Annotated in this window: 17 protein-coding genes and 2 pseudogenes; 8 read left to right on the top strand and 11 right to left on the bottom strand. The window is 39.2% G+C overall.

The features are described 5' to 3' along the window. Positions 1-21: 21 nt before the first annotated feature. The 3 genes from argF to arcA are packed head-to-tail and all read right to left on the bottom strand — an operon-like array spanning position 22 to position 3,262. Positions 22-1,026 carry an ornithine carbamoyltransferase gene (argF, locus tag JCM15074_RS10760; protein WP_025821210.1) on the bottom strand — a complete coding sequence of 335 codons (1,005 nt, stop codon included), beginning with the start codon at positions 1,024-1,026 and terminating at the stop codon, positions 22-24. A 47-nt stretch (positions 1,027-1,073) separates the two neighbouring features. Next, positions 1,074-1,985 (bottom strand): carbamate kinase, encoded by a 912-nt coding sequence (gene arcC, locus JCM15074_RS10755; RefSeq protein ID WP_025821209.1) that lies wholly within the window; start codon positions 1,983-1,985, stop codon positions 1,074-1,076. Between the two features lie 56 nt (positions 1,986-2,041). Further along, a complete protein-coding gene (arcA, locus tag JCM15074_RS10750; protein ID WP_025821208.1) occupies positions 2,042-3,262 on the bottom strand; it encodes an arginine deiminase in 1,221 nt (406 codons plus the stop codon). Between the two features lie 684 nt (positions 3,263-3,946). On the opposite strand from arcA, the gene JCM15074_RS10745 reads away from it, so the two are divergent. The 5 genes from JCM15074_RS10745 (at position 3,947) to hisS (ending at position 11,163) form a co-directional block, all read left to right on the top strand. Continuing rightward, positions 3,947-5,398, top strand: a complete 1,452-nt coding sequence (locus JCM15074_RS10745) for a YfcC family protein (RefSeq protein ID WP_025821207.1) — start codon at positions 3,947-3,949, stop codon at positions 5,396-5,398. An 84-nt stretch (positions 5,399-5,482) separates the two neighbouring features. Continuing rightward, positions 5,483-5,983, top strand: a complete 501-nt coding sequence (locus JCM15074_RS10740; RefSeq protein ID WP_025821206.1) for an arginine repressor — start codon at positions 5,483-5,485, stop codon at positions 5,981-5,983. A gap of 1,084 nt (positions 5,984-7,067) precedes the next feature. Further along, on the top strand, positions 7,068-8,432 hold the full coding sequence (gene hdcC, locus JCM15074_RS10735; RefSeq protein ID WP_025821205.1) for a histidine-histamine antiporter: 1,365 nt from the start codon (positions 7,068-7,070) through the stop codon (positions 8,430-8,432). Positions 8,433-8,528: 96 nt separating this feature from the next. Beyond that, positions 8,529-9,665, top strand: a complete 1,137-nt coding sequence (locus tag JCM15074_RS10730; RefSeq protein WP_025821204.1) for a histidine decarboxylase — start codon at positions 8,529-8,531, stop codon at positions 9,663-9,665. A gap of 238 nt (positions 9,666-9,903) precedes the next feature. Continuing rightward, the gene (gene hisS / locus JCM15074_RS10725; protein WP_025821203.1) at positions 9,904-11,163 is read left to right on the top strand and encodes a histidine--tRNA ligase; all 1,260 of its coding nucleotides are present in this window, start codon (positions 9,904-9,906) and stop codon (positions 11,161-11,163) included. 142 nt (positions 11,164-11,305) lie between these two features. On the opposite strand, the pseudogene JCM15074_RS21820 reads toward hisS, so the two are convergent. Continuing rightward, positions 11,306-13,578: pseudogene (locus JCM15074_RS21820) on the bottom strand (YgiQ family radical SAM protein). A 236-nt stretch (positions 13,579-13,814) separates the two neighbouring features. Here JCM15074_RS21820 and JCM15074_RS10715 point away from each other — a divergent pair. Next, positions 13,815-15,038: a threonine/serine exporter family protein gene (locus tag JCM15074_RS10715; protein WP_025821202.1), complete on the top strand. Its 1,224-nt coding sequence runs from the start codon at positions 13,815-13,817 to the stop codon at positions 15,036-15,038. A 1,027-nt stretch (positions 15,039-16,065) separates the two neighbouring features. Beyond that, the gene (locus JCM15074_RS23575; RefSeq protein WP_051536880.1) at positions 16,066-16,740 is read left to right on the top strand and encodes a BamA/TamA family outer membrane protein; all 675 of its coding nucleotides are present in this window, start codon (positions 16,066-16,068) and stop codon (positions 16,738-16,740) included. A 6-nt stretch (positions 16,741-16,746) separates the two neighbouring features. Here JCM15074_RS23575 and JCM15074_RS21810 read toward each other — a convergent pair. Next, positions 16,747-17,870 (bottom strand): annotated as a pseudogene (locus JCM15074_RS21810) (dicarboxylate/amino acid:cation symporter). Positions 17,871-18,489: 619 nt separating this feature from the next. Between JCM15074_RS21810 and JCM15074_RS10700 the strand changes: the two are divergent. Continuing rightward, entirely contained in the window at positions 18,490-19,242 is a 753-nt protein-coding gene (locus tag JCM15074_RS10700) for a TetR/AcrR family transcriptional regulator (RefSeq protein ID WP_025821201.1), read from the top strand. A gap of 70 nt (positions 19,243-19,312) precedes the next feature. Here JCM15074_RS10700 and caiD read toward each other — a convergent pair whose 3' ends face one another. From caiD to caiT, 6 genes are all read right to left on the bottom strand, one after another. Beyond that, positions 19,313-20,098: a crotonobetainyl-CoA hydratase gene (caiD, locus tag JCM15074_RS10695; RefSeq protein ID WP_025821200.1), complete on the bottom strand. Its 786-nt coding sequence runs from the start codon at positions 20,096-20,098 to the stop codon at positions 19,313-19,315. 50 nt (positions 20,099-20,148) lie between these two features. Then, positions 20,149-21,714 (bottom strand): crotonobetaine/carnitine-CoA ligase, encoded by a 1,566-nt coding sequence (caiC, locus tag JCM15074_RS10690; RefSeq protein WP_025821199.1) that lies wholly within the window; start codon positions 21,712-21,714, stop codon positions 20,149-20,151. Between the two features lie 98 nt (positions 21,715-21,812). Continuing rightward, positions 21,813-23,030: an L-carnitine CoA-transferase gene (gene caiB, locus JCM15074_RS10685; RefSeq protein ID WP_025821198.1), complete on the bottom strand. Its 1,218-nt coding sequence runs from the start codon at positions 23,028-23,030 to the stop codon at positions 21,813-21,815. A 24-nt stretch (positions 23,031-23,054) separates the two neighbouring features. Beyond that, complete coding sequence (gene caiA / locus JCM15074_RS21805; protein ID WP_234400215.1) at positions 23,055-23,975, bottom strand: crotonobetainyl-CoA dehydrogenase; 921 nt, start codon at positions 23,973-23,975, stop codon at positions 23,055-23,057. Between the two features lie 14 nt (positions 23,976-23,989). After that, positions 23,990-24,190, bottom strand: coding sequence for an acyl-CoA dehydrogenase family protein (locus JCM15074_RS25620; protein ID WP_234400212.1), 201 nt, complete (start codon positions 24,188-24,190; stop codon positions 23,990-23,992). A 38-nt stretch (positions 24,191-24,228) separates the two neighbouring features. Continuing rightward, positions 24,229-25,791, bottom strand: a complete 1,563-nt coding sequence (gene caiT, locus JCM15074_RS10675) for an L-carnitine/gamma-butyrobetaine antiporter (RefSeq protein WP_025821197.1) — start codon at positions 25,789-25,791, stop codon at positions 24,229-24,231. Positions 25,792-25,862 lie beyond the last annotated feature (71 nt).

Below are 25,862 nucleotides of genomic sequence, written 5' to 3'. Positions count from 1 at the left end.
CTTAAATCAATTAATTCGCTTTTACTGACCTAACGTAGCAACCATAATAGCTTTAATGCTGTGCATTCTGTTTTCAGCTTCATCAAATGCAATAGAGTATGCTGATTCAAACACTTCTTCAGTCACTTCAAGGCCTTTCATACCATATTTAGCAGCAACTTCTTTACCCACTACTGTCTCATCATTATGGAAAGCAGGTAGACAATGTAGGAATTTAACCGCTGGATTACCCGTCGCTTTAATCACATCCATATTGACTTGGTATGGGGTCATAAGTTTAACGCGCTCATCCCATTTTTCTTTGGCTTCACCCATAGAAACCCAAACATCGGTATAAAGGAAGTCGCAACCTTGTACGCCTTCTTTCACATTTTCAGTAAGTGTAATTTTAGCGCCAGTTAATGCAGCGATTTCACGACACTCAGCCACTAATTCAGCTTCTGGCCAAAAATCTTGTGGCGCAACGAGACGAATATCCATACCCATTTTAGCTGCACCTACCATCAAAGAGTTACCCATATTATTTTGAGCATCACCTAGATAAGCAAATTTAATTTCATTAAGACGTTTGCCTTGGCCGTGCTCTAACATCGTCATAAAGTCAGCGATAATTTGAGTTGGATGAAACTCATTCGTTAGACCATTCCATACGGGTACACCAGCAAATTCACCAAGCTCTTCTACTGTTTTTTGAGCAAACCCACGATATTCAATACCATCATAAAAACGACCAAGCACACGAGCAGTATCTTTCATTGATTCTTTATGACCAATTTGTGAACCTGAAGCACCGATATAGGTCACTTTAGCGCCTTGATCATAAGCCGCAACTTCAAATGCGCAGCGAGTACGTGTAGAGGTTTTCTCAAAAATTAACGCAATATTTTTACCCGTTAATCTTGGCTGTTCTGTGCCATTATATTTTGCTTTTTTTAAGTCAGCAGCTAGATCTAAAAAGAATTGAATTTCACGTGGTGCAAAATCGAGTAGTTTTAAAAAATTACGGTTACGTAAGTTAAAAGCCATGATTATTTACCTCTATACTATAAATTTGAATAAACGTTTATCAATTTTTAATCTGCAACAATATTGGTTCCAGCAAGACCTTTTAAGATCTGCAAACCGTCATGTAATGCACCAATACCAACCAGTTCGCCGCCCTGCTTAATAAAATCACAAGAAGCTTCAATTTTGGGTGCCATAGAGCCTGCATCAAAAGTAATTTGGGCAAGTTCAGCGGGGGTAGTACGACTTAATGCGCGTTGCTCAGCGGTACCCCAATTGACATAAACAGCATCGGCATCAGTTAAAATAAGCAAAGCATCCGCTTTAATTTGGCGAGCTAAATAAGCCGAAGACATATCCTTATCAATAACAGCTTCAATCCCTATTATTTGGTTATTTTCACACTTAACGGGGATACCACCACCCCCAGTACAAATCACTAAATGATTATTAGCAATCAAGGTCTCAATAGTCTCTTTTTCAACAATACCAATAGGTTGAGGGCTTGGTACTACACGGCGGAAATATTGACCATCAGGCTTAACAGTCCAGTGATATTGTTCAGCTAATTGACGTGCTTCAGCCTCCGCATATACAGGACCAATCGGTTTAGTTGGATTAATAAATGCAGGATCGTTAGGATCAACTTTCATTTGGGTTAATACGCATGAAACTTGTTGCTGAGGCAAAATATTTTTTAACTCTTGCATCAACATATAACCAATCATTCCTTGAGTTTCTGCACCCAATACGTCAAGTGGATACGGACTGACTTTTTTATATTCAAGTCCTTGCAGTGCTAATAAGCCAACTTGCGGGCCATTTCCATGCACTAACACCACATTGTATTCTTCAGCAATTGCAGCAATAGTCTTTGCTGCAGTAATAATATTTTGGCGTTGAGTCTCAGCTTCTAAAGGCTCACCACGACGCAATAGCGCATTACCACCTAGTGCGACAACAACGGTTTTTTTAGACATTTAAAAATTCTCTCTTTACTCCCCAGCATCAAAAATGCTGGGGCTAATAAACGGATTTAGATATCATCACGTTGAATTGGACAGCTCATACAACGAGCACCACCACGACCGCGGCCTAACTCATCACCCATAATAGGCAGTACGGTAATACCCGCTTTATCGTATTTTTCATTGGTGTAAGTATTGCGTTCATAACCTACAACCACACCAGGACGGACAGTTAAGACGTTGTTCGCATCGTTCCACTGCTCACGTTCAGCCTCAAACTCATCACCACCAGTCGTAATTAAATTAAGCTGATCGACACCTAAGGCTTTTTCAATGGCGGTAATAAAGCTAGCTTCTTGTTTGGCATGGATATCACCAGTTTGAGAACCGGTTAGACTCCAACACTTGATATCATTACGGATCACATCGGGATAAACAGAGAAAGTATCTTCTGCCATATGTGTCATCACTGTATCTAAGTGCATGCAAGAACGTAGTTTAGGCAGTTCCATTGCAATCACTTGTTTTGCTTGGCCATGTTTAAATAAACTCGCCGCTAAATGCTCAACACCTTGTGGCGTAGTTCGCTCTGACATACCAATAAGCACAGAGCCTCGACCAATGACTAATACGTCACCACCTTCGATAGTTGAGTGGTCATAAATAGATTCTTTATCACCGTAGTACTTAACAAAATCTTTATTAGCAAACATTGGATGCCACTGATAAATAGCACGTAAATGGTTAGTTTCACGGCGACGAGCTTCTTTAGCCATAGGGTTAATTGATACACCACCGTAAACCCAACAAGAGGTGTCACGAGTAAACAAATGGTTTGGTAATGGCTTAATAATAAAATCAGTCGGGTTATGCATTGCGCGGATCATTGAAGACGATGGCAATGGCATTTCTGAATAAGACAAACCACCAAGTAAAATATCTGCAAGTTCACTATTAGGTAAATCACCTAAATAACAGCGAAGATCATTGGCAAAAGTAAGGCCAAAACGGTAGTTAGATACTTGTTTGCTTAGCAACCAATCTTTAGCTGCTGGAATCGCTAATGTTTCAGTTAACAGGTTATGTAATAGAAAGACCTCAACCCCGTTATTTCTGAGTAAATTGGAGAAAACATCATGTTCTTTCTGTGCGTCTTCAACATTCAGTACGTCATCAAATAACAAATCTTGACAGTTAGATGGTGTTAAATGTTCTAAATCTCTACCTGGACGATGTAAAATAACTTTACGTAATTGTCCAATTTCGGAACCAACATAAAAATCACTCATATTTACTCTCTCATTATCAGAAATTACAGAAGAACGCGTATGAAATACGCTTCATCAATACAAAATTAATAAATATTCATTCTCAATAACTCAATGATTAATTTAATGATACCCAAAACTACCAATATATAGTTAGCGTCTCAGATATTTAAATAAGAACAAAAATCACTAATAACCACATGGTTAACATGAATAAAAGCCAACAGCTATTAAAACAATAGTCACTATGAAAACAAATATTATTACCTAAAATGTTTAGTTAGAATTTAATTAACCCCAACATAATTTACTTCGTTTCAAATCCTAAATAAATAATACATTTAAATTGATACCCATGTTTGATCGAGATCACACATTTAAATATTCAAATTAAAACAAATATTTTTGATATTTATATTTAAAAAATATTTGAATAGTTAATCACTATATTGATTACTTTATTTTTAAGAGCAACGTAACCTACTGTTTTTTAATGATATTACATTTGAAATAAAATATATTTTTACAAATTTGCCTATTCTAAAAAACGTGATGAATGACAAAGAATAGTAACAATTCGGTTGATACACTTTTTCACACAATCAAGTTTAACTTTATTTAAAATTAAACTAACGCAACATCAAACTCTATTTATCTAATTTAAGTTCAATAATCACCAATATATTGAAATACAGAGGGCTTTATATGAGCACTGAAACTGTTAAACCTGATAATAAAGAAAATAAAGGATTTTTTAGTCGATTAAAATTTCCTTCAGCACACACTATTCTATTTCTATTAATCATTATAATTGCAGCCTTAACGTGGATTATTCCTGCTGGCCAATATGATCGGCAAATGAATGATGCTCTTGGAAAAGAAGTTCCTGTCACTGGAACCTATCATCATGTTGAAGCCAATCCACAAACTTGGGTAGACGTATTATTTGCACCTATTGATGGCTTTTATAATCATGAAACAAATGAAGCGGGTGCTATTGATGTTTGCTTATTTATTTTAGTTATTGGTGGCTTCTTAGGCGTCGTCAATAAAACTAATGCGATTGATGCTGGTATTGAGCGAGTTATTGGCCGTTTAAAAGGCCGCGAAGAATTAATGATCCCAATATTAATGGCATTATTTGCCGCCGGCGGCACCATCTATGGCATGGCAGAAGAGTCATTGCCCTTTTACTCAATCTTAGTTCCCATCATGATTGCCGCACGCTTTGACCCTGTAGTAGCTGTTGCGACAGTATTATTAGGTGCTGGTATTGGTACTTTAGGCTCAACAATTAACCCTTTTGCAACGGTAATCGCCGCCAACGCTGCAGGTATTCCATTTTCAGATGGTATTGCTTTAAGGCTTGCTATTTTAGTCATTGGTTGGGTGATCTGTGTCGCTTACGTCATGCGTTACGCTAAAAAAGTACGTGCCGACAAAACACAATCAATTGTTTATGACCAATATGAAGCAAACCAAGCACACTTTTTAAGTCAACGCTCTGATATTGCTTTAGAGTTTACTAAAACTCGTAAAGCGGTTCTTTGGATCTTCTTAATCTCATTCGCCATTATGATTTATGGAGTATCAGTTAATGGTTGGTGGATGGCAGAAATTTCAGCCATGTTCTTAGCATCTTCAATTGTTATTTGCTTTGTTGCGCGAATGAGTGAAGAAGAATTTACTGGTACCTTTATCGATGGTGCGAGAGATCTCCTGGGAGTAGCCTTAATTATTGGTATCGCTCGTGGTATTGTCGTCATTATGGATAAAGGTATGATTACCGACTCTATCCTTAATGCTGCAGAACAAGCAGTTACTGGTCTTTCATCAGTCGTATTCATAAATGTGATGTACTGGATTGAAATTGCATTATCTTTCCTTGTACCCTCATCTTCAGGTTTAGCAGTGCTATCAATGCCAATTATGGCACCGCTTGCAGACTTTGCCGGAGTAGGTAGAGATTTAGTTGTTACAGCCTATCAGTCTGCCTCTGGTTTAGTTAACTTAATGACACCAACCTCTGCTGTCGTCATGGGAGGATTGGCAATTGGTCACGTATCTTATATTCGTTGGATAAAATGGGTGGCACCACTCCTTGCTGTTCTCGCTATCATCAGCATGATTATGCTATCTATTGGTGCATTGATTTAAAAGCTTGTCATTAAAAACAAAGAAAGCCTATTACTCACTTTATCGAATATAGGCTTTTATTTTTAAATAAAAGAGAAGGTTTATATGATTACTGAAGTCGAATTCACTGGTGAAAAGCTTAATCATAGATCGTTGTCTGACACTTGCTTATTTTTATTAGAACAGCAAAAAATTACAAACCAAATTCAGCTTAAAGACTTACTTGAACAACAAGGATTTGAACACATTAATCAATCTTTAGTTTCAAAATTATTGACGAGTCTTGGTGCCGCTAAGGTAGATAATGCGACAGGTGAGAAAATTTATACCCTGGTGAATACATTGCCATCTTATTCAATTAATCAACCACTCAAACACCAAATACTCAGCATTAGTCATAATAGTTTGTATGTTATCGTTAAAACCGAAGAGGGCTTTGCTCAACCCGTAGAACAATTTTTTAAACATAACTGCCAAGATTTTATTTTAGCTTGCATTAGTGGTTTTAATTCTCTGTTAGTGCTCCCAGCAAAAAATACATCATCAAAAAAATGTGAACAGCAAATTAGGCGGTATTTAAAAATTATGAGCAATATACAAAGTTAACAATTACGATTGTTGCCCTTAAAAATCGAATATTCAAGGTGCTTTACATATAAAGAGCACCTTGTGAAAGCTACGACATCCCCCTAGTACCATAACCCACTCACAATAATAGTAGATTTATGCAATTCAGCATAAACTTCGAATCCTTCACCGCTTGACGCTACAATTTAAGGGCGCTGAAGTTCACTACCCACTACGATACTAATGCCTCTATCGGCTATTTCGTAAATACAATCCAAGTCTAACAAGACCGCCTACTTACTTAAAATAAAAGAAAAACTCAAAGGCCACACGTAAAACCAATAAAATATAAAGAGTTACATCTACTGCAATGACAACACACTTATGCGTCTTTTACCCACATAGGTTCACATTGCACATCATTTAGCAGTACATGTATTCATTTAAAAAACAATAAATCACATCAAGAAGACCATCAAAAAACATTGCAATATCATTCATAACCCATTGATTGTTTACCATTAACCTTTACGTATCAACAACGCAATAATTAAATTTTTATTCATTCTTCTTGCATAAAAGTATGACCTAGTTCAAAAATTTTCTTACTTTAGAGGCCTACACTGATTTCGAAAACAAAAGGTAAGTTGTTTTTTTAATTTCTATTGGAGGCTAGGTTATGAATAAAAGTATCGCACTTTGTCAAAGTACAATGCTTACGCTTTGTAATTTAAAACCCTGTGATAGAAGTTATTTTCATTATTCTCTTTACTTTTATTGTTGTAATGAGAATTTACGCTAGCAATAGCAAAATATTGCAGCATTTAATGCAAGCTAAGGTTAAAAAGATAAGGTTGTCTAAATAAAGTTAATATACTTTTTGTGATTTAACTATATTAAGCCAATTTGTCTTCAATTTAAATTGGGTTATCTATTGGATGTTTTATACTCACTCAATAATTAGCTACTCTTATAAATTGAATTAACTATTTCAATATTTCATTGTTGATTTGCTTCGCGTATTAATTGTTGCCACTAATAACATAGCCTTATTCAAATATTAGTCTTAATAGCGATATTTATTAGCGACTAAATTGTAGCGCATTAACAATGAGAATATTTTATGTCTTCAACAATGAGTGCTAGTCAAGCCCATAAGATGGGGGTTATCGCCCTCACCTTAGTGACCGCATCAAATATGATGGGTTCTGGCGTGTTTATGCTGCCAACTAACTTGGCAGGTGTCGGTTCAATCTCGTTATGGGGTTGGATATTTACCATCATCGGTGTAATGGCTCTGGCATTGGTTTTCGCCAAAACAAGCCTAGTTAACCCAAGAAACGGTGGTATTGTGGCTTATGCAAATGATGCATTTGGTCCATTTATCGGTTTCCAAAGTACTATTTGTTACTGGATCAGTGCTTGGGTAGGTAACGTTGCACTTCTTGTTGCAGGTATCGGTTACTTAAGCTATTTCTTCCCTGCATTGAAAAACCCATCTGTAGGTTCGATTGTTGCTATTGCAATCCTTTGGGGCTTTGTAATGTTAGCAAGCTTCGGTGCTAAAGTTGCTAGCCGCTCACAATCATTCACTGCTATTTGTGGCCTTGTTGTTATCTTAGGTGTGGGTGTTCTAGGCTGGTTCTGGTTTGACCCAACAACTTATAACACTGTTTATAACGCAACAGGTCAAAGTGACACTCACGCAATCCTTTCTGCTGCATCAATCGCATTATGGGGCTTCTTAGGGGTTGAATCTGCTGTAGTTTCTTCAGGCCAAGTAAAAGACCCTGAAAAAACAGTACCTAAAGCAACTGTATATGGTTTGCTTATTGCCTCTATCTGTTATGTAGGTAGCTGTACTGTAATCATGGGTATTGTGCCACACGAAGTACTAATCAAATCTGCCGCTCCATTTGCTGATGCAGCACGCTATATGTTTGGTGATACTGCGGGTAACGTTGCTTCTGCACTAAGTATTATTGCATGTTTCGGTTCTATCTCTGGTTGGTTAATTCTTCAATCTGAAGCACCAAAAGCAGGTGCTAAATCTGGTCTATTCCCTAAATTCTTCGGTGAAGTTAATAAAAACGACGTACCAATGAAGAGCCTAGTGTTTACCGGTGTATTGATGAGTGCAGTATTATTAATGACTGCGTCACCAGACTTAGCTCAACAATTCCAAATTATTATTTTGATGTCTGTATTTGCTTCATTGCTTCCTTACATGTACGCCATCATTTCACTACCAATTATTATGGCAGCCAAAAAACTAGATAAGGGTCGTAGCTTCGTTATCTACACCATCCTAGTGGTTATCGGCATGATTTATTCAATCTTCGCCTTGTTGTCTTCAGGTAGTGATGCAATTTACTGGGGTATTATGATGATGCTTTGCACCATCCCTCTATACTCATTCGTTGCCGCTAAAAAAGCGCATGAAGGTAAAACAATTCTTACTGATGACGCTGCTAACGCAAACTCTTAATAATCAATCTCAACTTTGTTTCAAGAATATTTTTTAATTTAAATGATAAGCGGAATTAATTTTAAATATTAATTCCGCTTATCGGGAGATACAAAAATGACTTTATCTATCGAGAACCAAAATAAATTAGACGCATTTTGGGCACATTGTGTTAAAAACCAATACTTCAATATTGGTTATCCTGAATCAGCTGACTTTGATTACACAAATTTAGAGCGTTTTCTTCGTTTCTCAATTAACAACTGTGGTGACTGGGGCGAATATTGTAACTATCTATTAAACTCTTTTGATTTTGAAAAAGAGGTAATGGAATATTTTGCAGACCTTTATAAAATTCCTTTTGAAGAAAGCTGGGGTTATGTAACTAACGGCGGTACTGAAGGTAATATGTTTGGTTGTTACCTAGCACGTGAAATCTTCCCTGAAGGTACACTTTACTATTCAAAAGACACTCACTATTCAGTTGCTAAAATTGTTAAGTTGTTACGTATTAAGAGTCAAGTTGTTGAATCACTACCTACAGGTGAAATCGACTATGACGATTTAATGAAGAAAATTGCGGCTGACAATGAACAACACCCAATCATTTTCGCTAACATCGGTACTACCGTTAAAGGCGCAATTGATGATATTCATAAAATCCAAAAATTACTAAAAGATGCTGGCATCAAACGTGAAGATTACTACCTACACGCTGATGCTGCATTAAGCGGCATGATCCTACCATTCGTTGATGACGCTCAAGGCTTCAACTTTGCTGATGGTATCGACTCTATCGGCGTATCTGGCCACAAAATGATTGGTTCTCCAATCCCTTGCGGTGTGGTACTTGCTAAGAAAAAATATGTAGACGGCATCACTGTTGAAATCGATTACATTGCAGCACACGACAAAACAATTACAGGTTCTCGTAACGGTCATACTCCATTAATGTTATGGGAAGCGGTAATGACTCATGACAAGAACGAATGGCGTCGTCGTATTGACCGTTGTTTAGAGCTTGCTGAATACACAGTTAAACGTTTCCAAGCTGCAGGTATTGATGCATGGCGTGGCCGTAACTCAATCACTGTTGTATTCCCTTGCCCATCTGAGCATGTTTGGAAAGATCATTGCCTAGCAATTTCAAACGGTTTAGCCCATATGGTGCTATCTGGTCACCATCTAGACCACGACAGCATTGATGGCTTAATCAATGACGTTATTGCAGATGCACAGAAAAAATCAGCTTAATCTTTTTTAACTGATCAACACGACTGCATTTGCTAATGCAGTCGTGTTATTACACCCGTCATGCTATATACGTTTCTTTTTCGCCTGCTATTGCCACTGTCTTTAGTATTAAGGGTGCCTGAATTAACTCATTAACTTCTGCTACCTTTACCTCATTTTCAGTCGTCTTATCAGCGCATAATAAAATCTAACTCTTTAGCATTAGGCTCTAACCGTAGCGGTTACTGAAGGAAAACATATGAAAATTCAATCAATTCGTGGGATGAAAGATGTACTCCCCGATGAAACGCCAATATGGCAGTGGCTTGAGTCACGCATTAGGCAAGTGACTCAAGGTTACGGTTATCAAGAGATCCGCTTACCACTACTTGAGCCTGTTGCACTCTTTGAACGCGCGGTTGGTGAAGCAACCGATATCGTGTCAAAAGAGATGTACAACTTTATCGATAAAAGTGGCGATCACATTACGCTACGACCAGAAGGCACCAGCGGTTGTGTTCGCGCCGTCATTGAAAACAAACTTTGCTATAACGCCACTCAAAGAATGTGGTATCAAGGCCCGATGTTCCGTTATGAGCGTCCGCAAAAAGGTCGTTTACGTCAATTTACCCAGCTAGGGGTAGAAACCTTTGGCATGGCTGGCGCAGAAGTCGATGCCGAACTGATTTTAATGAGCCACGACCTATTCCGCTCATTAGGCATTATTAGCCACTTACGTTTAGAAATTAACTCATTAGGCACTAGCTCTGAGCGTAGTGCTCACCGCGCTGCACTGATTGAGTATTTAACGGCTCATAAAGACCTACTTGACGAAGATAGTTTGATCCGTTTAGAGAAAAATCCATTACGCATTTTAGACAGCAAAAATCCACAAATGCAGGCGATGTTAACTGATGCTCCGAAGCTGCTTGAGTATTTGGATGAAGAGTCAAAACAGCACTTCGAACAAGTTTGCCGAATTTTAGATAATGTAGGCATTAAATATGTTATCAACCCACGCCTAGTACGCGGTCTAGATTATTATAGCCGTACTGTATTTGAATGGATTACTGATGCTTTAGGTTCACAAGGTACAGTATGTGGCGGTGGGCGTTACGATGGTTTAGTTGAGCTATTTAGCGGAGATTCATTACCTGCATCAGGTTTTGCAATTGGGTTAGAGCGCCTTATTTTATTACTTGAAACCCTCAATATTAAACACCGTATTGTACTAGATGGGGTGATTGCAATTACCTGTGAAAATAGTAATGACAACGCTCAGGCATTAATAATTGCCAACCAAATTCGTCATGCATTCCCACAAGCTTCAGTACAAAACGATTTTAGTGGCAGTAAGCTTAAACGCCAACATAACCGTGCACTTAAGAGTGATGCCAATATTATCATCACCCTAAATGGTGATGGCACTATTGGTATTTGGAATTTAAAAACAGATCAACGCATGACAGCAGATGCGGGTCGCTTCTTAGAACAACTAAAAGTGACATTAGCTCAATAGACTTTTTTCATATGCGCTACCCTTGTTCCCCTACTTAATGGGGATGCCCATCTTGATGGGTATATTGCTACCTCATCTTTAGGCCATTCTTATAGGTAGCGGCGCCACAACCCAGTTGTGGCGCTTTTTTTATCTCATTTTATTATTTATTACGGCCATATTTAGACGGTGTTGCCCAACCTTTACCCGCAGGCTTGCCACCTTTACTTGCCGTTGCAGGTTTAGCTTTACCTTTTGCAGGCCCAGCGTGACCACCCTCTGCGGCTTTATTTTTCGCTTTTGGCTTACGAGAGTCATGTTGATTGTCACTAAAGCGTGTGCTCGCTTGCTGCCCTTTCGCGGCGGGTTTCGTGCCCCAGCTATTGGTTTTACCCTCATTGCGGCTTTCAGGCGGCACTAAATGGTTCGCCCCAGTACCGATTAGATACTTTTTACCCATCGCCACTAAGGCTTCACGGATCAGCGGCCAGCCAGCAGGATCATGATAACGCAACAAGGCTTTATGTAAGCGGCGTTGACGCCCCTTCTTAATCACCTCAACCTCTTCGCTATCACGCTTTACATTCTTTAATGTATTAAGCTCGGTGTAGTAAATTGCAGTCGCATTTGCCATTGGCGATGGATAGAAGTTTTGCACTTGATCCAACTTAAAGTTTTCAGACTTAAGCCACAATGCTAAATTCACCATATCTTCATTGCTTGTGCCCGGATGCGCTGAAATAAAGTAAGGGATTAAATATTGTTTTTTACCGGCTTCAGCTGAAAACTTATCAAATAACTCTTTAAACTTATGATAAGTCCCCATGCCCGGTTTCAGCATTTTACTTAATGGCCCTTCCTCAGTATGTTCTGGCGCAATCTTTAAATAACCACCCACATGGTATTTTGCCAGCTCTCTGATATAGCGTGGATCTTCAATCGCGAGGTCATAACGCACACCAGAAGCAATTAACACCTTTTTAATCCCTGGCACATCACGCGCTGCACGATACAGATCAATCGTATGTTCATGATCAGTATTTAAGTGACCGCAAATAGTTGGATAAATACATGATAAACGGCGGCAAGTTTGCTCTGCTTTCTCGCTAGTACAACCAAGACGATACATGTTAGCCGATGGTCCGCCTAAATCAGATATCACTCCAGTAAAGCCCGGTACCGTATCTCGAATCGCCTCTAACTCTTTGACGATAGACTCTTTTGAGCGACTTTGAATAATACGGCCCTCATGCTCAGTAATAGAGCAAAATGCACAGCCACCAAAACAGCCACGCATAATATTAATTGAGGTCTTAATCATGTCATAAGCCGGGATTTTTGCCTTGCCGTAACTTGGATGTGGCAAACGCTGATACGGCAGATCAAACACTGCATCCATCTCATCAGTATTTAATGGCCATGCTGGCGGATTAAGCCAAACACCACGATCACCATGCGGTTGATATAAAGCACGAGCACAACCTGGATTAGTCTCTTGATGCAAAATACGCGATGCATGCGCGTACAGATAACGATCGTTACTCACCTTTTCATAAGCGGGTAACAACACATAAGTTTGTTCCCATGGCTTTGGTTTAGGTGGTTGCACGCTAATGGCCTGAGGCGCATCGTTATCAAAATCTTATTATCGGTTGGACCTGATAGATTACTGCAGCCAACATCATCAGCACCATATGGATTTGGGATCGGATCAATCTTATGCAGTTGATCGATCTTACGTGAATCAACCCCTCTCCACTCTGGAAGCACTTCTTTACGAATAACGGCACTGCCACGCACATCTTGCATATCAGCAATGGTTTCACCTTGCGCCAACCGGTGGGCAATATCCACCAGCGGTCGTTCAGCATTACCGTAAATTAAGATGTCTGCTTTAGCGTCAAAAATAACGCTACGGCGCACTTTGTCTGACCAATAATCGTAATGAGCTAAACGGCGTAAACTGGCCTCAATACCACCAATAACAACTGGCACATCATTAAAGGCTTCTTTACAACGCTGGGTGTAAACAGTGACCGCACGATCGGGTCTTTTACCACCTTCATTATTGGGCGTATAAGCGTCATCATGACGTAATTTACGCTCGGCGGTATAACGGTTAATCATCGAATCCATATTGCCGGCTGTGACACCGTAAAATAGATTCGGTTTACCTAAACGCATAAAATCTTGTTTATTGGACCAATCTGGTTGAGCAATGATGCCCACTCTAAACCCTTGAGCCTCCAACATTCGGCCGATCACCGCCATACCAAAACTAGGGTGATCAACATAGGCATCACCGGTTACTAATACGACATCACAACTATCCCAACCTAATTTATTCATCTCTTTACGAGACATAGGTAAAAAAGACGCAGGCTTTTCGCCAGTACGATATTTAGGATAGGTAAATAATGTGGATTCAACTTGCATTTCAATGTCCAGCAAATAAACAAATAGCGCTTGACCAGCTCAAACGATATGGGGGGCGGAGTATAGCAGGCTACGCACAAAAAATCCGCATCTGCACTAGTACCTGTCAACTTTTATCAACAACTGTCAACAATTCTCACCGGTATTATCGATATACCACGTTAACCTTTTGTTTACAAATTGAGTTAATATGCGAACACATTTTATTGAACTCAATCCTTCGAGAGCACACGCTAATGCCTGACACTCAACTATTTAACCAAAAACGAAAGTTTATTATTCGGTTAGGTAAGGCATTACATCAATTTGGTACACCGGCATATCGACTCGAAGCTCACCTACAAGCCGTCACTCAACACCTTGGCCTATCAGGCAGTTTTATTGCGTCACCAACCGCGCTTACCTTTGTACTTTATTATGATGAAGATCAAGAATATAACCACCTAGCAAGAGTCAAACCCGGCGATCTTGATCTAGGCGCATTAGCGCGTACCGATGAATTGGTTGATGAGTTAATTAATGGCAATCGCGATCTGGATGATGCCCTATTACGATTAGAAGAGATAAAGAACAAACCACCACAATACAGCAAGTGGCTTAATTTCATCGCTTTTAGCGCCTCATCAGGGGCCTTTGCCATGTTGGTCAATACCAGCTGGCATGATGCCATTGCATCAGCAATGTTAGGCATTTGGGTTTATTGTCTTATCTTATTGGCTGAACGAACCCCTCGCTTTGCCCCCATGTTGGAACCTTTCGCGGCATTAAGCTGCGCCGTTATTGCCTATACGCTCAGCCAGTTTTATATGATCTTGAATATTCCAGTGGTGATTCTATCTGGCATTATCGCTTTTATTCCAGGGCTGGCATTAACACTGGGGCTAGCCGAGTTATCTAATCGCGATCTTATCTCTGGCACCGCCAGAGTCATGGATGCATTTATGTTGCTATTTAAACTCTATTTCGGCGCCATGCTCGGTATGATGATTGGCCAAGCTTTATTTGGCGTACAAGCGATTGATGAGCATGATTTTCTACCTCAGTGGGCACATCTCATCTCAGTGCCAATACTGTCTATGACGTTAGTGGTCCTATTTAAAGCCCGCCCTAAAGATGCTATTTGGGGGATATTTGCGGGTGTCATTGCCTTTGGTGTATCAGCCATTGCCGCTAAATTTGTTGAACCTTCAATAAGTATTTTCTTTGGTGCTTTAGCCGTTGGCATTTATGCCAATATCTACTCAATAGTATTAAATGCGCCGCCCTCAATTGCACTGTTACAAGGCATCGTTATCTTAGTCCCCGGCAGTAAAACCTATATCGGTCTCAATGGTCTAATTTCGGGACAAACTATGCTTGAACAAACAAATTTAGGCGCACAAATTTTCGTTATTTTTATGTCGCTTATTGCTGGACTTATTTTTGCAAATGCCATTATTCCTCCCAGAAAAAGCCTATAAATCAGCTTGTTCTTATCAACTGATATGACCAATTAAGGTTCGCATTCCCCTCTATATTGTTATATATATGTTACATAGCTAAATTTTTTAGCTGGGGGAGAATATTTGAATATAACCAGTCGAAATATCTGTTTTATCAGTATCAGCCTATGCTCTGCCATACGCCCCCACACTGTGCAAGCCAATCCTAAAAAGTCTCATCAATCAAAGTCATCAACCACAATATTTTTAATACAGATGCACAAGACAGTTTTTTTATCCATGACTGGGCAAATCAACTGCACATCAACACCCGTAAAAATGTCACTATCGATAACCTAAGCATTAAGCAAGGTGAGACAGTTAACCAAAAGCAGCTACAAGAATCTGCTCGACTACTACGTAAACAGCGTTATATTCGTGATGCTAAAGTCTATTTTGCAGACAATCCTGACAGCCAACAGCCACAACAATTAGTGGTCGAAACTTGGGATAATTGGTCACTACTACCGACCATGAGCTTTAACCATAGTGGCGGCGAAAGTAAGTTTTCCGTGGGAATTAAAGAAGATAATTTGCTGGGTTATGGTATTCGTACCCGTATAAAATATAAAAAAGACAGTGAACGAGATGCTATAAATTTGCATTTATCGCGCCATTTCGCTGGATCGAACATGCCCGTATAGGTGCTACACATCTTGATAATAGTGATGGTGAGTCGACTCAATTTTATTTTGAGAACCCTTTTTACTCATTAAGTGATAATCAACAATATGGATTTATTTTTTTAGATGACAGCCGTATTGATACGCTTAAACAAAATGGCGTTGATATCAATGAATTTAATCATGACATTGATTTTATTAATGTCAGTTATGGCAGTTTAATCAGCCATACCATAGAGAATACCCAACGTTGGCAAGTCGGTATCACTCGCGACAAACAAAGCTTTAGCCATACCAATCAATATCCAGATAAAAATCTGCCGCAAAATCATGATTACTTATACCCTTGGTTGTCATATCAATATATCGATGATGAATTTCAGGTGTTAACCAATATTCGTCTGATAGGCAATCGAGAAGATGTCAATCTTGGTTGGCAGCACCAAGTCTCATTAGGCATTGAAACCAACGATGTTCGAACAGGCCAAAGCTTGGGATATCACTTTAATAGTAAGAGCAGCAGAGGCTACTGTGACGAATCACAAATCCTATTATTAAAGCTGCGGACTAAAGCACGTATTTCAGTGGGACAAAAAGATTTTTACCGAACTTCACTACAAGCTGAATATTATTACCGTATTGCCGAGAAGTGGACTTACTACAATAAAGTCAGACTGACAGCCTCCCATAATAATCCACTCAATAAACCAGTCGCATTGGGCGATGATACAGGACTACGAGGTTATAATAACGACTACCAATATGGAGATTACCAGTGGTTACTCACCACTGAGTTACGCAATTACCCCCACATCAATCTATATCAATTTGCTGAGTTTGGTTGGGCAGCCTTTATGGATGTTGGCCAATCATTTGGTGACAATACCGATAATAATGCCATCAATAAGCCGATTGGTAGTGTCGGCTTCGGTGCTCGTATTTTTTCATCTCGTTCAAGCTATGGCAATGTTGCCCATATCGACATCAGTGTCCCGATTACCACAGGACCTAATGTCGATAGTTGGGAGTGGCGCTTTCAGATTAAAAATCATTTTTAAGCAAGTTTACACTTGCTGTTTATCTACCTCTGCTTGAGCTGGATAACCTAAAAAGCGCTGAATTAACTGAGTAGCATTAAGATCATTAACCACATTGACCACTGTAGATGGTGCATCGGTTACAGCGCCTAAAACCACTAACATTGGGATCACTTCAGTAGGTAGCCCCAAGGTCATCACAATAAAGATCTCACCCACAAATGCGCCACCCGGCACACCACTAATAATCACGGCTGATAAGACTGAAATCACCACTGTCATTAGCAAAACATCGGGCGTAATCGGTAATCCAAGCAAAGCATAAATAAACATAATCTTTAATGCTGTGGTCATTGCCGCACCACCTTTATTTAAATTCACTAATAAAGGTAAGCAGATATCTGCCAGTTGCTCATTTAAGCCCATCTTTTTAGCGGTGCGGATATTGACCGGTAAAGAAGCTAAAGAAGAACTCGTCCCCAATGCTGTTAGCGCAGGTTCAGTGACATTCGACCAAAATAGTTTAACCGCCTTAAGACCACCAGCCACATAGGAATATAGCGTTGAACCAACCACAAAATAAAGCCTAATGCCACCATATACAAGCCAATTGCACTGGCAAATGTAGAGAGCAGTTTCGGATCTTGTGCTGCCATTGTTGCCGCAAAAAAAGCGCCTAAACCAATGGGGGCGAGCTTCATAATTAAACTCACCATATTCATCACTACGGTATTAGCCGCATCAAACAAATCAGCAATTTTTTTACCTTGCTCACCTGACTGGCTAATGGCGATACCCGCTAAAATACTCATGATAATCAGCGCTAAAATATGTGACTTAGACAATAACTGAGAAAAATCATTGGCAGTAAACATAGCGACAAAATCCATGCCTTGACCGGCAGTCGTCACTTTTTCAGTAAGATCTAACACCACACCTTGAGCTGGGTTATAAATTTCACTAAAGCCCATCATGATTAACGCAGGTAGCATCGCCATCAAAGCGGATACCACAAGCACGGCTAATAAGATTTTACCTAATTGCCTTAAATCAGTAATGCTGGCAATGGATGACACCACACTGATCGCCACTAATGGCACAATCATCATAAACAATAAATTTAAGAAGGCTTGCCCTAGAGGTTTGAGCATCAATGCCCAATCAGGCAAAAAGACACCCAGAACGCCACCGATACTGATCGCCAGCAATAAAATAATTGAAGAATGATAAGCTGAAAGTTTTTGCCACATTTGTTGCCACATAAATAAGATTCTCTTAACGCATTACTACTATAACTCTAGTTAATAAATGTCTTATATCGAACAAAATGACATCATTTAGTGTGATGAACATCGGTTCACTCAAACAAAAACTAACCGGAGCTAAACGCCCAATCGCGAATTATTGGCAGATAGGTAACACAATTAGAAAGATCTAATTGTTATTTATAAGATGAGAAAAGACTAACCAGTCATTTTGGCAATGTTTATAGCGACTATGAGCGCAACATAACAACCAATAAATTTACATAATCAATGACTAATAAACATATTCCAAAACTAATATAATCATTCATGATTAACTCAATTCTGATTAATTAAAAATATTTAAGCACCATTATTCAAAAGATATGTTTAAATTAGAAAAATCAATTTTCACAACATTAATGGCAATAGTTTTCATTTTACTGTGAGCTAAATTATATTTATTTTTTAAATATTTGACATAATTATAACTCATGTTTTAATTACTCTAAAACAGGATCTTCTGATGAATACATTATGCGATGATAATGTTTGTAACAAAATAATAAATGAAGCAGAAAGGTTAATCATTGAACATGGCACATTATCTTTTACTCATAGCAAAATAATCACAAGTGCAATCTGTTCAACTCGTGAGTTTTATAAATACTTTTCAGGTAAAGAAGATTTATTAGCCTGTATATTATTAAGAAGAAGTATTGTTTACGACATTAAACATTTTCTTTTAAATCACCCAGAGCTATCAAAACCATTATCAATTTATGTCCCAGCCTTACTTTGTGTAGAGATAGCAAAACGAGACCCTATCTACGCTCAAGCATGTGTAGTAGCAGGTAACGCAACCACATGGCAAGTTGCCAGTGAAAACAAAATTAAAAAATTGAAAGTGATTGATGAGATGTTTTTTCACTCATTTGTAGAGACTGCAAAAATAATCATGTCGCTTCAAAAGTTACAAACAGATAAATATGCTTATGCCATTGCCAATATTATGTATTTTTATAGTATGGGTAAATTATTATCAACCACTTCAATTAGCTCAGCCACAGAACAGCCTAAATATGTAAGAGAAGATGAACTAGAAGATCTACTTAGGTTAAGTGCAGGATTTGACTATGATCTATCTGTAAACTTATCAGAACTAAAATATTTAAAACAATTAGTCATTATTTACTTAAATAGGAATAGAACAACTGAAAATGTGGGCTGTCACCGTTGTAAGTTTTTTAATTTAAACGAATGTCACACTTTTTTATAATTTATCGTTCCTACTTATAATTAAAGAAGGGTCTCCAACTGAAGACCCCTATTAATTTAATTCTATTTTATTAACGGCCTTTCCATACTGGAGCACGTTTTTCAGCAAATGCAGCAGGACCTTCTAATGCATCTTCAGAATGGAGAACAGAAGGATAATTCTTCAAATTACCAGCACGAATAAATTTAAAGCCATCTTCGATTGAAAGTTCAGAAGTAGTACGGCAAATCTCTTTTACTGCCGCAATCGCAAGAGGTGCACTTTGAGCAATTTGCTGAGCCAGTTCACGTGCACAATGCATCAGTTGTTCGCTTGATACAACTTGATTAACCACACCCCACTTTAATGCTTCTTCAGCACCCATACCACGGCCAGTCATCATCATTTCATTGGCAATCGCAGGCGGTAAGATTTTAGGTAGACGTAAAATTCCGCCGCTATCAGGCACAATACCAATCTTAGTTTCTGGCAATGCAAAGCTGGCATTTTCAGAACAAATAATCATGTCAGCAGCAAGGGCAAGCTCAAATCCACCACCAAATGCATAGCCATTAACAGCAGCAATAACAGGTTTATCAAGATCAAATAGCTCAGTTAAACCCGCAAAACCACCCAATCCGAAATCAGCATCTGGCGCTTCACCTTCAGCAGCCGCTTTTAGATCCCAACCCGCAGAAAAGAAACGTTCACCGGCACCAGTAATAATAGCGACGCGTAGTTCTGGATCTTCACGAAACGCAAGAAAAACTTCTCCCATTTCAAAACTGGTTTTTGCATCGATGGCATTCGCTTTTGGTCTATCTAAAGTAATTTCTAAAATTGCGCCATTGCGGACAACATGTAACGATTCGCTCATACTAATACTCCATTTGGAACCTACAGGCTCCATTTATTAGAACAATTAATTTAATTAACACCGCACAAAACATGCTTTTGCACTTTGCCGGTACTGGTTCTCGCAAATGATTTTCTAACTTCGATAACGGATGGAACTTTAAAATTGGCTAATCTTGCGCTGCAGTATTGAATCAACTCAGCCTCAGTAACGTTGACCCCTTCTTTAGCAATAACAAAAGCCTTAATCGCTTCATCGCGAATAGAGTCTTTAATGCCGACGACTGCAGCTTCAAATACTTTGGGATGACATGAGATGACATTCTCAATTTCAACACATGAGATATTCTCGCCACCACGTTTGATCATATTGATATTACGGTCGACAAAATAAAAAAAGCCTTCATTATCTACGTAACCTGCATCGCCTGTACGTAACCAACCATCATGACTCAATACTTTTTGAGTGTGCTCTGGTTCGTTGTAATATTCTTTAAAAATGGTTTTACCGGGTACACCTTTAATACATATCTCACCCGTTTGGCCAGCAGGCAATTCATTACCTTTAGCATCAATAATTTTTGCTTGATAACAAAATCCTGTTCTACCAATTGATGGCCAACGGCGTTTATCTCCTGGTCTGTCACCAATAATGCCCACAATAGTTTCTGTCATACCGTACGAGGTTAATAACCTGACGTTATAACGATTAATAAAACTATTTTTCTCTTCTTCTGAAAGCGTTAAATAGAAAAAGACCTCCCTTAAACAATGCTGTTGTTCCCACGGCATGGGAGGCTGCAATAACAAAGTACGCATCATTAAAGGAATGCATTCTGTAATGGTGGCGCGATACTGACATATTTGTCCCCAGAACTTTCGGGCACTGTATTTAGCCAACAGCACAAAAGTAGCACCTGCGGAAAACGCTGCCATAGCGGCTGTACATTGACAGTCGATATGAAATACGGGCATCACGGTTAAATAGACATCATCACTACGAATTGCAGCTTGCCATGCGGTGTAATAGCCAGCAAACCTCAAATTATAATGAGTAATAACAACCCCTTTGGGCCTTGAGGTTGTGCCAGAAGTAAATAGAATTTCAGCAGTATCATCACTCGTAATAACCGCATCAGTACTTAATACCGAGGATTGTTGTTTTAGTAATGTATTGAAATTCTGTGTTCCAGTGATCACCTCTTCACTGTCACAACGGGCTAATAACAACTGTTTAAATTTGAATTGTTCGTCTCGAATAAAGTCCTGATATATATGTAAAAACTCAGGTTCAGTTAGCACATATTTAACATTGCATTTATCCAAAATATAAGCGCATTCTTGATGAACAAAATGGGCATTAATTGGTACCATAACGGCACCGATCTTGGCTAACCCAAACCAACATAGAATAAATTCAACGCTATTATTTAAATGTATGGCAACACGATCGCCTTTCACGATATTAAGACTGCTAAATAAATTGGCAGCACGATTAATTTCGTTATTGAGTTCGGTATAAGAATACTGTTGAGCTTTCCCTGCTATATCTTCAAAAATTAACGCTGTTTTATTACCATAGAGCTCAGCAAAATCGTCCCATGCTTGGCCAAGGTTTTGTCCACCAATTATATCCATCTCATTCCCACAAATTGCTATATCAAATCTGTTCATACTGTTATCTGTACTAGCCAGTAATCTCACTGACTAGTACAGCAATAAGCAGAGATAAATTGCTAATCAGCCTTTGCTAGACCTTTTTCAATTAACTCTTGAATAGCTTCATCTGTGTAACCGACATCACGAAGAATTGCCGCAGTGTCCATGCCGTGAGTTGGCATACCGCGCCAAATCTTACCTGGATTCTTCTTAAATTTAGGCATAACGTTTGGACCTTTACAGGTCTTGCCATCAATCGTCTGCCACTCAGTAATAGACTCTCGAGCCACATATTGCGGATTAGACTCAAGCTCCGGAATAGTCAGCACTTTTGCACATGCAACCTTTAACTCACCAAAACGCGCTAACACTTCAGCAATGCTACGGGTTGCTAGATATTCATCTAACTTAGCTTCGATCAATTCACCAAATGGGCATTCAACACGATGAATTAATTGCGTACCTGTCGGGACTTCTTCAGTGCCAAGCAGATGAGCAATGTTCATATCTTTAAACATCTCTTCAATCTGAGTCACACCAACAAGCTCCATCACGATATAACCATCTTCACACTTATACAGACCACAACCTGCATAATATGGATCTTTACCTTTGGTCATACGTGGGCACATTTCACCACCGTTAAAGTAATCCATCATAAAGTACTGACCCATGCGTAACATGACTTCGTACATTGCAACGTCAATACTTTCACCTTCACCTGTCTCACGTGCTTTGTACAGTGCAGCTAAAGCCGCAGTAGTCACGGTCATACCAGAGAAATAATCAGCTGTGTATGGGAAAGCAGGCATTGGTTGGTCTTTATCACCGTTTTGGATTAAATAACCACTGAATGCTTGTGCAATTGTGTTATACGCCGCTAAGTTGGTGTATTCCTCTGTACCGTACTGGCCAAAACCAGATAAGTGAGCAATAACTAACTTTTTATTGCGTTCCCATAACACTTCATCAGTAATGCCACGGCGAGCAAATGCTGGGCCTTTACTTGCTTCAATGAAAATGTCAGTCGTTTCCATTAACTTAAGGAATGCATCACGACCTTCATCTTTAAAAATGTTTAACGACAACGCATGCAAATTACGACGTGATAATTGTGGGTAATTAGGTTGCACACGAATAGTGTCACCATACGCCACGTTTTCAATCCAAATAACTTCTGCGCCCCACTCTGCAAACATTTGACCGGCGAAAGGACCCGCAATCTCGATACCTGAGAACACGACACGAACACCAGATAATGGACCAAATTTAGGTATTGATAATGATTCACTCATACATCTTATTCCTTATAAAAGAGATTAGCGGTAGCGCTTAAGTACTTCACGGCCTAGTGTTAAGATCTGCATTTCATCAGAACCACCAGAAACACGGTCAACACGAATATCACGCCAGAATCGGCTAATACGATGTTCACCTGCAATGGCATAGCCACCTAAGATTTGCATTGCATCATCAACAACTTCAAAACCAGCATTGGCACAGTAATATTTACACATTGCTGCATCACCTGAAGTCATTAGACCGTTATCACCCTTCCATGCAGTCATATAAAGCATGTTGCGCATATTGGCTAACTTAGTTGCCATATGAGCAAACTTCTCTTGAGTCATTTGGAAGCGACCGATCGTTTCACCAAACTGTACACGTTGGTTGGCATATTTAGCGGCATCTTCAAAGGCACAGTACGCTGTACCATAGTTAGTTAATCCCACTAAGAAACGCTCTGCATCAAACTCTTCTTTTACGCGATTAAAGCCATTACCTTCACGGCCAAACATATCTTTTTCTTCTAATTCGACGTTATCGAATTGAATTTCACAGCAGCTGTCCATCTTTAAACCAAGCTTAGGTAACTTACTCATCTTGATACCTGGCTTCGACATATCGACAAACCATTCAGAGAAAATAAGCTCATCACTGTCACCGTCTTTAGCCATCACAACTAAATAAGGGGTACCAGCGGCACTCGTGATAAAACATTTGCTACCGTTTAAATAAACCTTGCCATTTTTGCGGGTGTAATTGGTTTGTAAACTACCCACATCAGAACCTGCTGATGGCTCTGTAATTGCTGAGTTCCACATTTGCTTACCAGTGCCACGCATCGACATAATTTTGTCAATCTGCTCAGGCGTACCTTCACGCAATACCGTATTTAAGCCAGGTAATTGATATAGCACGTAAGTTGGCGCACCAAGACGTCCTAACTCTTCCCAAATAGCTGCAAGCGTAACTAGACCCGCATTAAAACCATCGTGCTCTTCAGAAAGTAGTAGCTATCAATGCCCATCTCAGCTAACTCTTTAACAAAGCGCTCAGGGTAAGTACTGGTATGGTCGCACTCTGCGAAATAAGCTTCCCAGTTCTCTTTTGCCATTAAATCGCGGATACCAGCAACAAACAGTTCTTGCTCGTCAGTTAATTTAAAATCCATTGTTTATTCCTCTAAAATAATATTCTTCAAGTAAAAAATTAGTTGGTCTCAGTTTTGGTCTCTGAGCCCCATTTATTTTTACCAGCATCTTTGATGAACGAGATAATGACTAAGATGTTAACGATAATCAGCGGTGCGCCACCGGCAATAATGGCCGTTTGTAATGGCTTTAAGCCACCCAATGCTAACAACACGATACCGATAATACCGACTAGAACTGACCAACCAACACGTACCCAAATTGGTGGCTCGTTATCAGCGTCTACACCTTTACAGGTCGACATTGCTAAAGTGTATGAACAAGCATTAATAAGTGTGACAGTTGCAAGGAAACAGAGAATAAAGAAGCCCCACATAGTTAGCGTACTAAATGGTAACGCAGCCCATGTTTCGATAATGGCCCTGGCGGCGCCATACTGTTCAATTAATTGAGGCATATTGATGATATTTTCATTCATCAAGCTCATGGTATTACTACCAAGAATGGTCCAAAGTAACCAAGTAGAAGAGGTTAAACCCGCAACCATACCTAGACATAACTGACGTACAGTACGACCACGAGAAATCTTAGCTAAGAAAATACACATTTGAATGGCATAAACTACCCACCAAGCCCAGTAGAATACAGTCCAATCTTGAGGGAAACTGTCAGGGCTCACAGAGCTGGTATAAAACAGCATGCGAGGTAGATGGTTTAACATGACACCAATTGAATCAGTGAAATAGTTAACAGTGAAGCTAGTTGCGCCGATAATAAATACCCAAGCCAACATAATAATGCTTAGATAACTTCTTAAATCACTCGCAATCTTAATGCCTTTTTGTAATCCAAACGCCACACAAATAGCGTTAAACACAATCCAAGCAGAGATAATGATGGTATCAACTTCCATGGTGCGTGGAATACCAAACAACCATTGAATACACTCAGTCACTAATGGTGTCGCTAAACCTAAGCTCGTACCCATCGCTAAAATAAGTGCAACCACATAAATATTATCGATAATCGTGCCGATAATACCTTTATGGTATTTACCTAATACAGGTTCTAAAGTACCACTTGGACGTACTACATCCATCTTTTTAACGAATAGGAAGTAACCAATCGCAACAGTAAAGAAGCCATAGCCAGCCCAAGGTAATGGACCCCAATGGAATAGACTGTATGCAAGTCCAAGTTCCTTAGCAGGAATCGAACCAGCCGCCAAGTCAAAAGGTGGATACGTAATGTAGTAATAGATTTCTAATGATCCCCAGAACAATACAGCTGCTGAGGTACAAGAAGCAAACATCAAGAAAATCCAACTACTGGTACTAAACTCGGGCTCTTCTTGTCCTAAACGATTGTGTGCATATGGTCCCCAAACTAACCAAGCCCAACCTATCGCCATAACAACCATGTACCATTCAAATGCCCAGCCCCATGTATGGGTTAAATAATGGAATACATTTTGAATTACAATATTCGAAGCATCCAAATCTCTTACTGTAAAATAGGAGAGTAATACAACGACAATCAGAGATGGGAAAAATATTTTAGGATCAATAGTGACCTTATTTTTAACCTTCTCTGTTTCATTTCCAATGACTTTATCATTCATACTTATGTTTCTCCCTCACTATTGGAGGTTAATATTTATTGTTTTACATAAAACGACTTAATCAACTCAAT

Origin of the sequence: Shewanella marina JCM 15074 (assembly GCF_000614975.1) — a bacterium.
GTDB lineage: Bacteria > Pseudomonadota > Gammaproteobacteria > Enterobacterales > Shewanellaceae > Shewanella > Shewanella marina.
Note: the sequence above shows the minus strand (reverse complement) of the source record. Positions and strands in the feature narration are given on the sequence as shown.

Bases quoted from the DNA above. Each gene is read 5' to 3' on its own strand.
- argF (WP_025821210.1), bottom strand. From the start codon at position 1,026: ATGGCTTTTAACTTACGTAACCGTAATTTTTTAAAACTACTCGATTTT.
- arcC (WP_025821209.1), bottom strand. From the start codon at position 1,985: ATGTCTAAAAAAACCGTTGTTGTCGCACTAGGTGGTAATGCGCTATTG.
- arcA (WP_025821208.1), bottom strand. From the start codon at position 3,262: ATGAGTGATTTTTATGTTGGTTCCGAAATTGGACAATTACGTAAAGTT.
- JCM15074_RS10745 (WP_025821207.1), top strand. From the start codon at position 3,947: ATGAGCACTGAAACTGTTAAACCTGATAATAAAGAAAATAAAGGATTT.
- JCM15074_RS10740 (WP_025821206.1), top strand. From the start codon at position 5,483: ATGATTACTGAAGTCGAATTCACTGGTGAAAAGCTTAATCATAGATCG.
- hdcC (WP_025821205.1), top strand. From the start codon at position 7,068: ATGTCTTCAACAATGAGTGCTAGTCAAGCCCATAAGATGGGGGTTATC.
- JCM15074_RS10730 (WP_025821204.1), top strand. From the start codon at position 8,529: ATGACTTTATCTATCGAGAACCAAAATAAATTAGACGCATTTTGGGCA.
- hisS (WP_025821203.1), top strand. From the start codon at position 9,904: ATGAAAATTCAATCAATTCGTGGGATGAAAGATGTACTCCCCGATGAA.
- JCM15074_RS10715 (WP_025821202.1), top strand. From the start codon at position 13,815: ATGCCTGACACTCAACTATTTAACCAAAAACGAAAGTTTATTATTCGG.
- JCM15074_RS10700 (WP_025821201.1), top strand. From the start codon at position 18,490: ATGAATACATTATGCGATGATAATGTTTGTAACAAAATAATAAATGAA.
- caiD (WP_025821200.1), bottom strand. From the start codon at position 20,098: ATGAGCGAATCGTTACATGTTGTCCGCAATGGCGCAATTTTAGAAATT.
- caiC (WP_025821199.1), bottom strand. From the start codon at position 21,714: ATGGATATAATTGGTGGACAAAACCTTGGCCAAGCATGGGACGATTTT.
- caiB (WP_025821198.1), bottom strand. From the start codon at position 23,030: ATGAGTGAATCATTATCAATACCTAAATTTGGTCCATTATCTGGTGTT.
- JCM15074_RS25620 (WP_234400212.1), bottom strand. From the start codon at position 24,190: ATGGATTTTAAATTAACTGACGAGCAAGAACTGTTTGTTGCTGGTATC.
- caiT (WP_025821197.1), bottom strand. From the start codon at position 25,791: ATGAATGATAAAGTCATTGGAAATGAAACAGAGAAGGTTAAAAATAAG.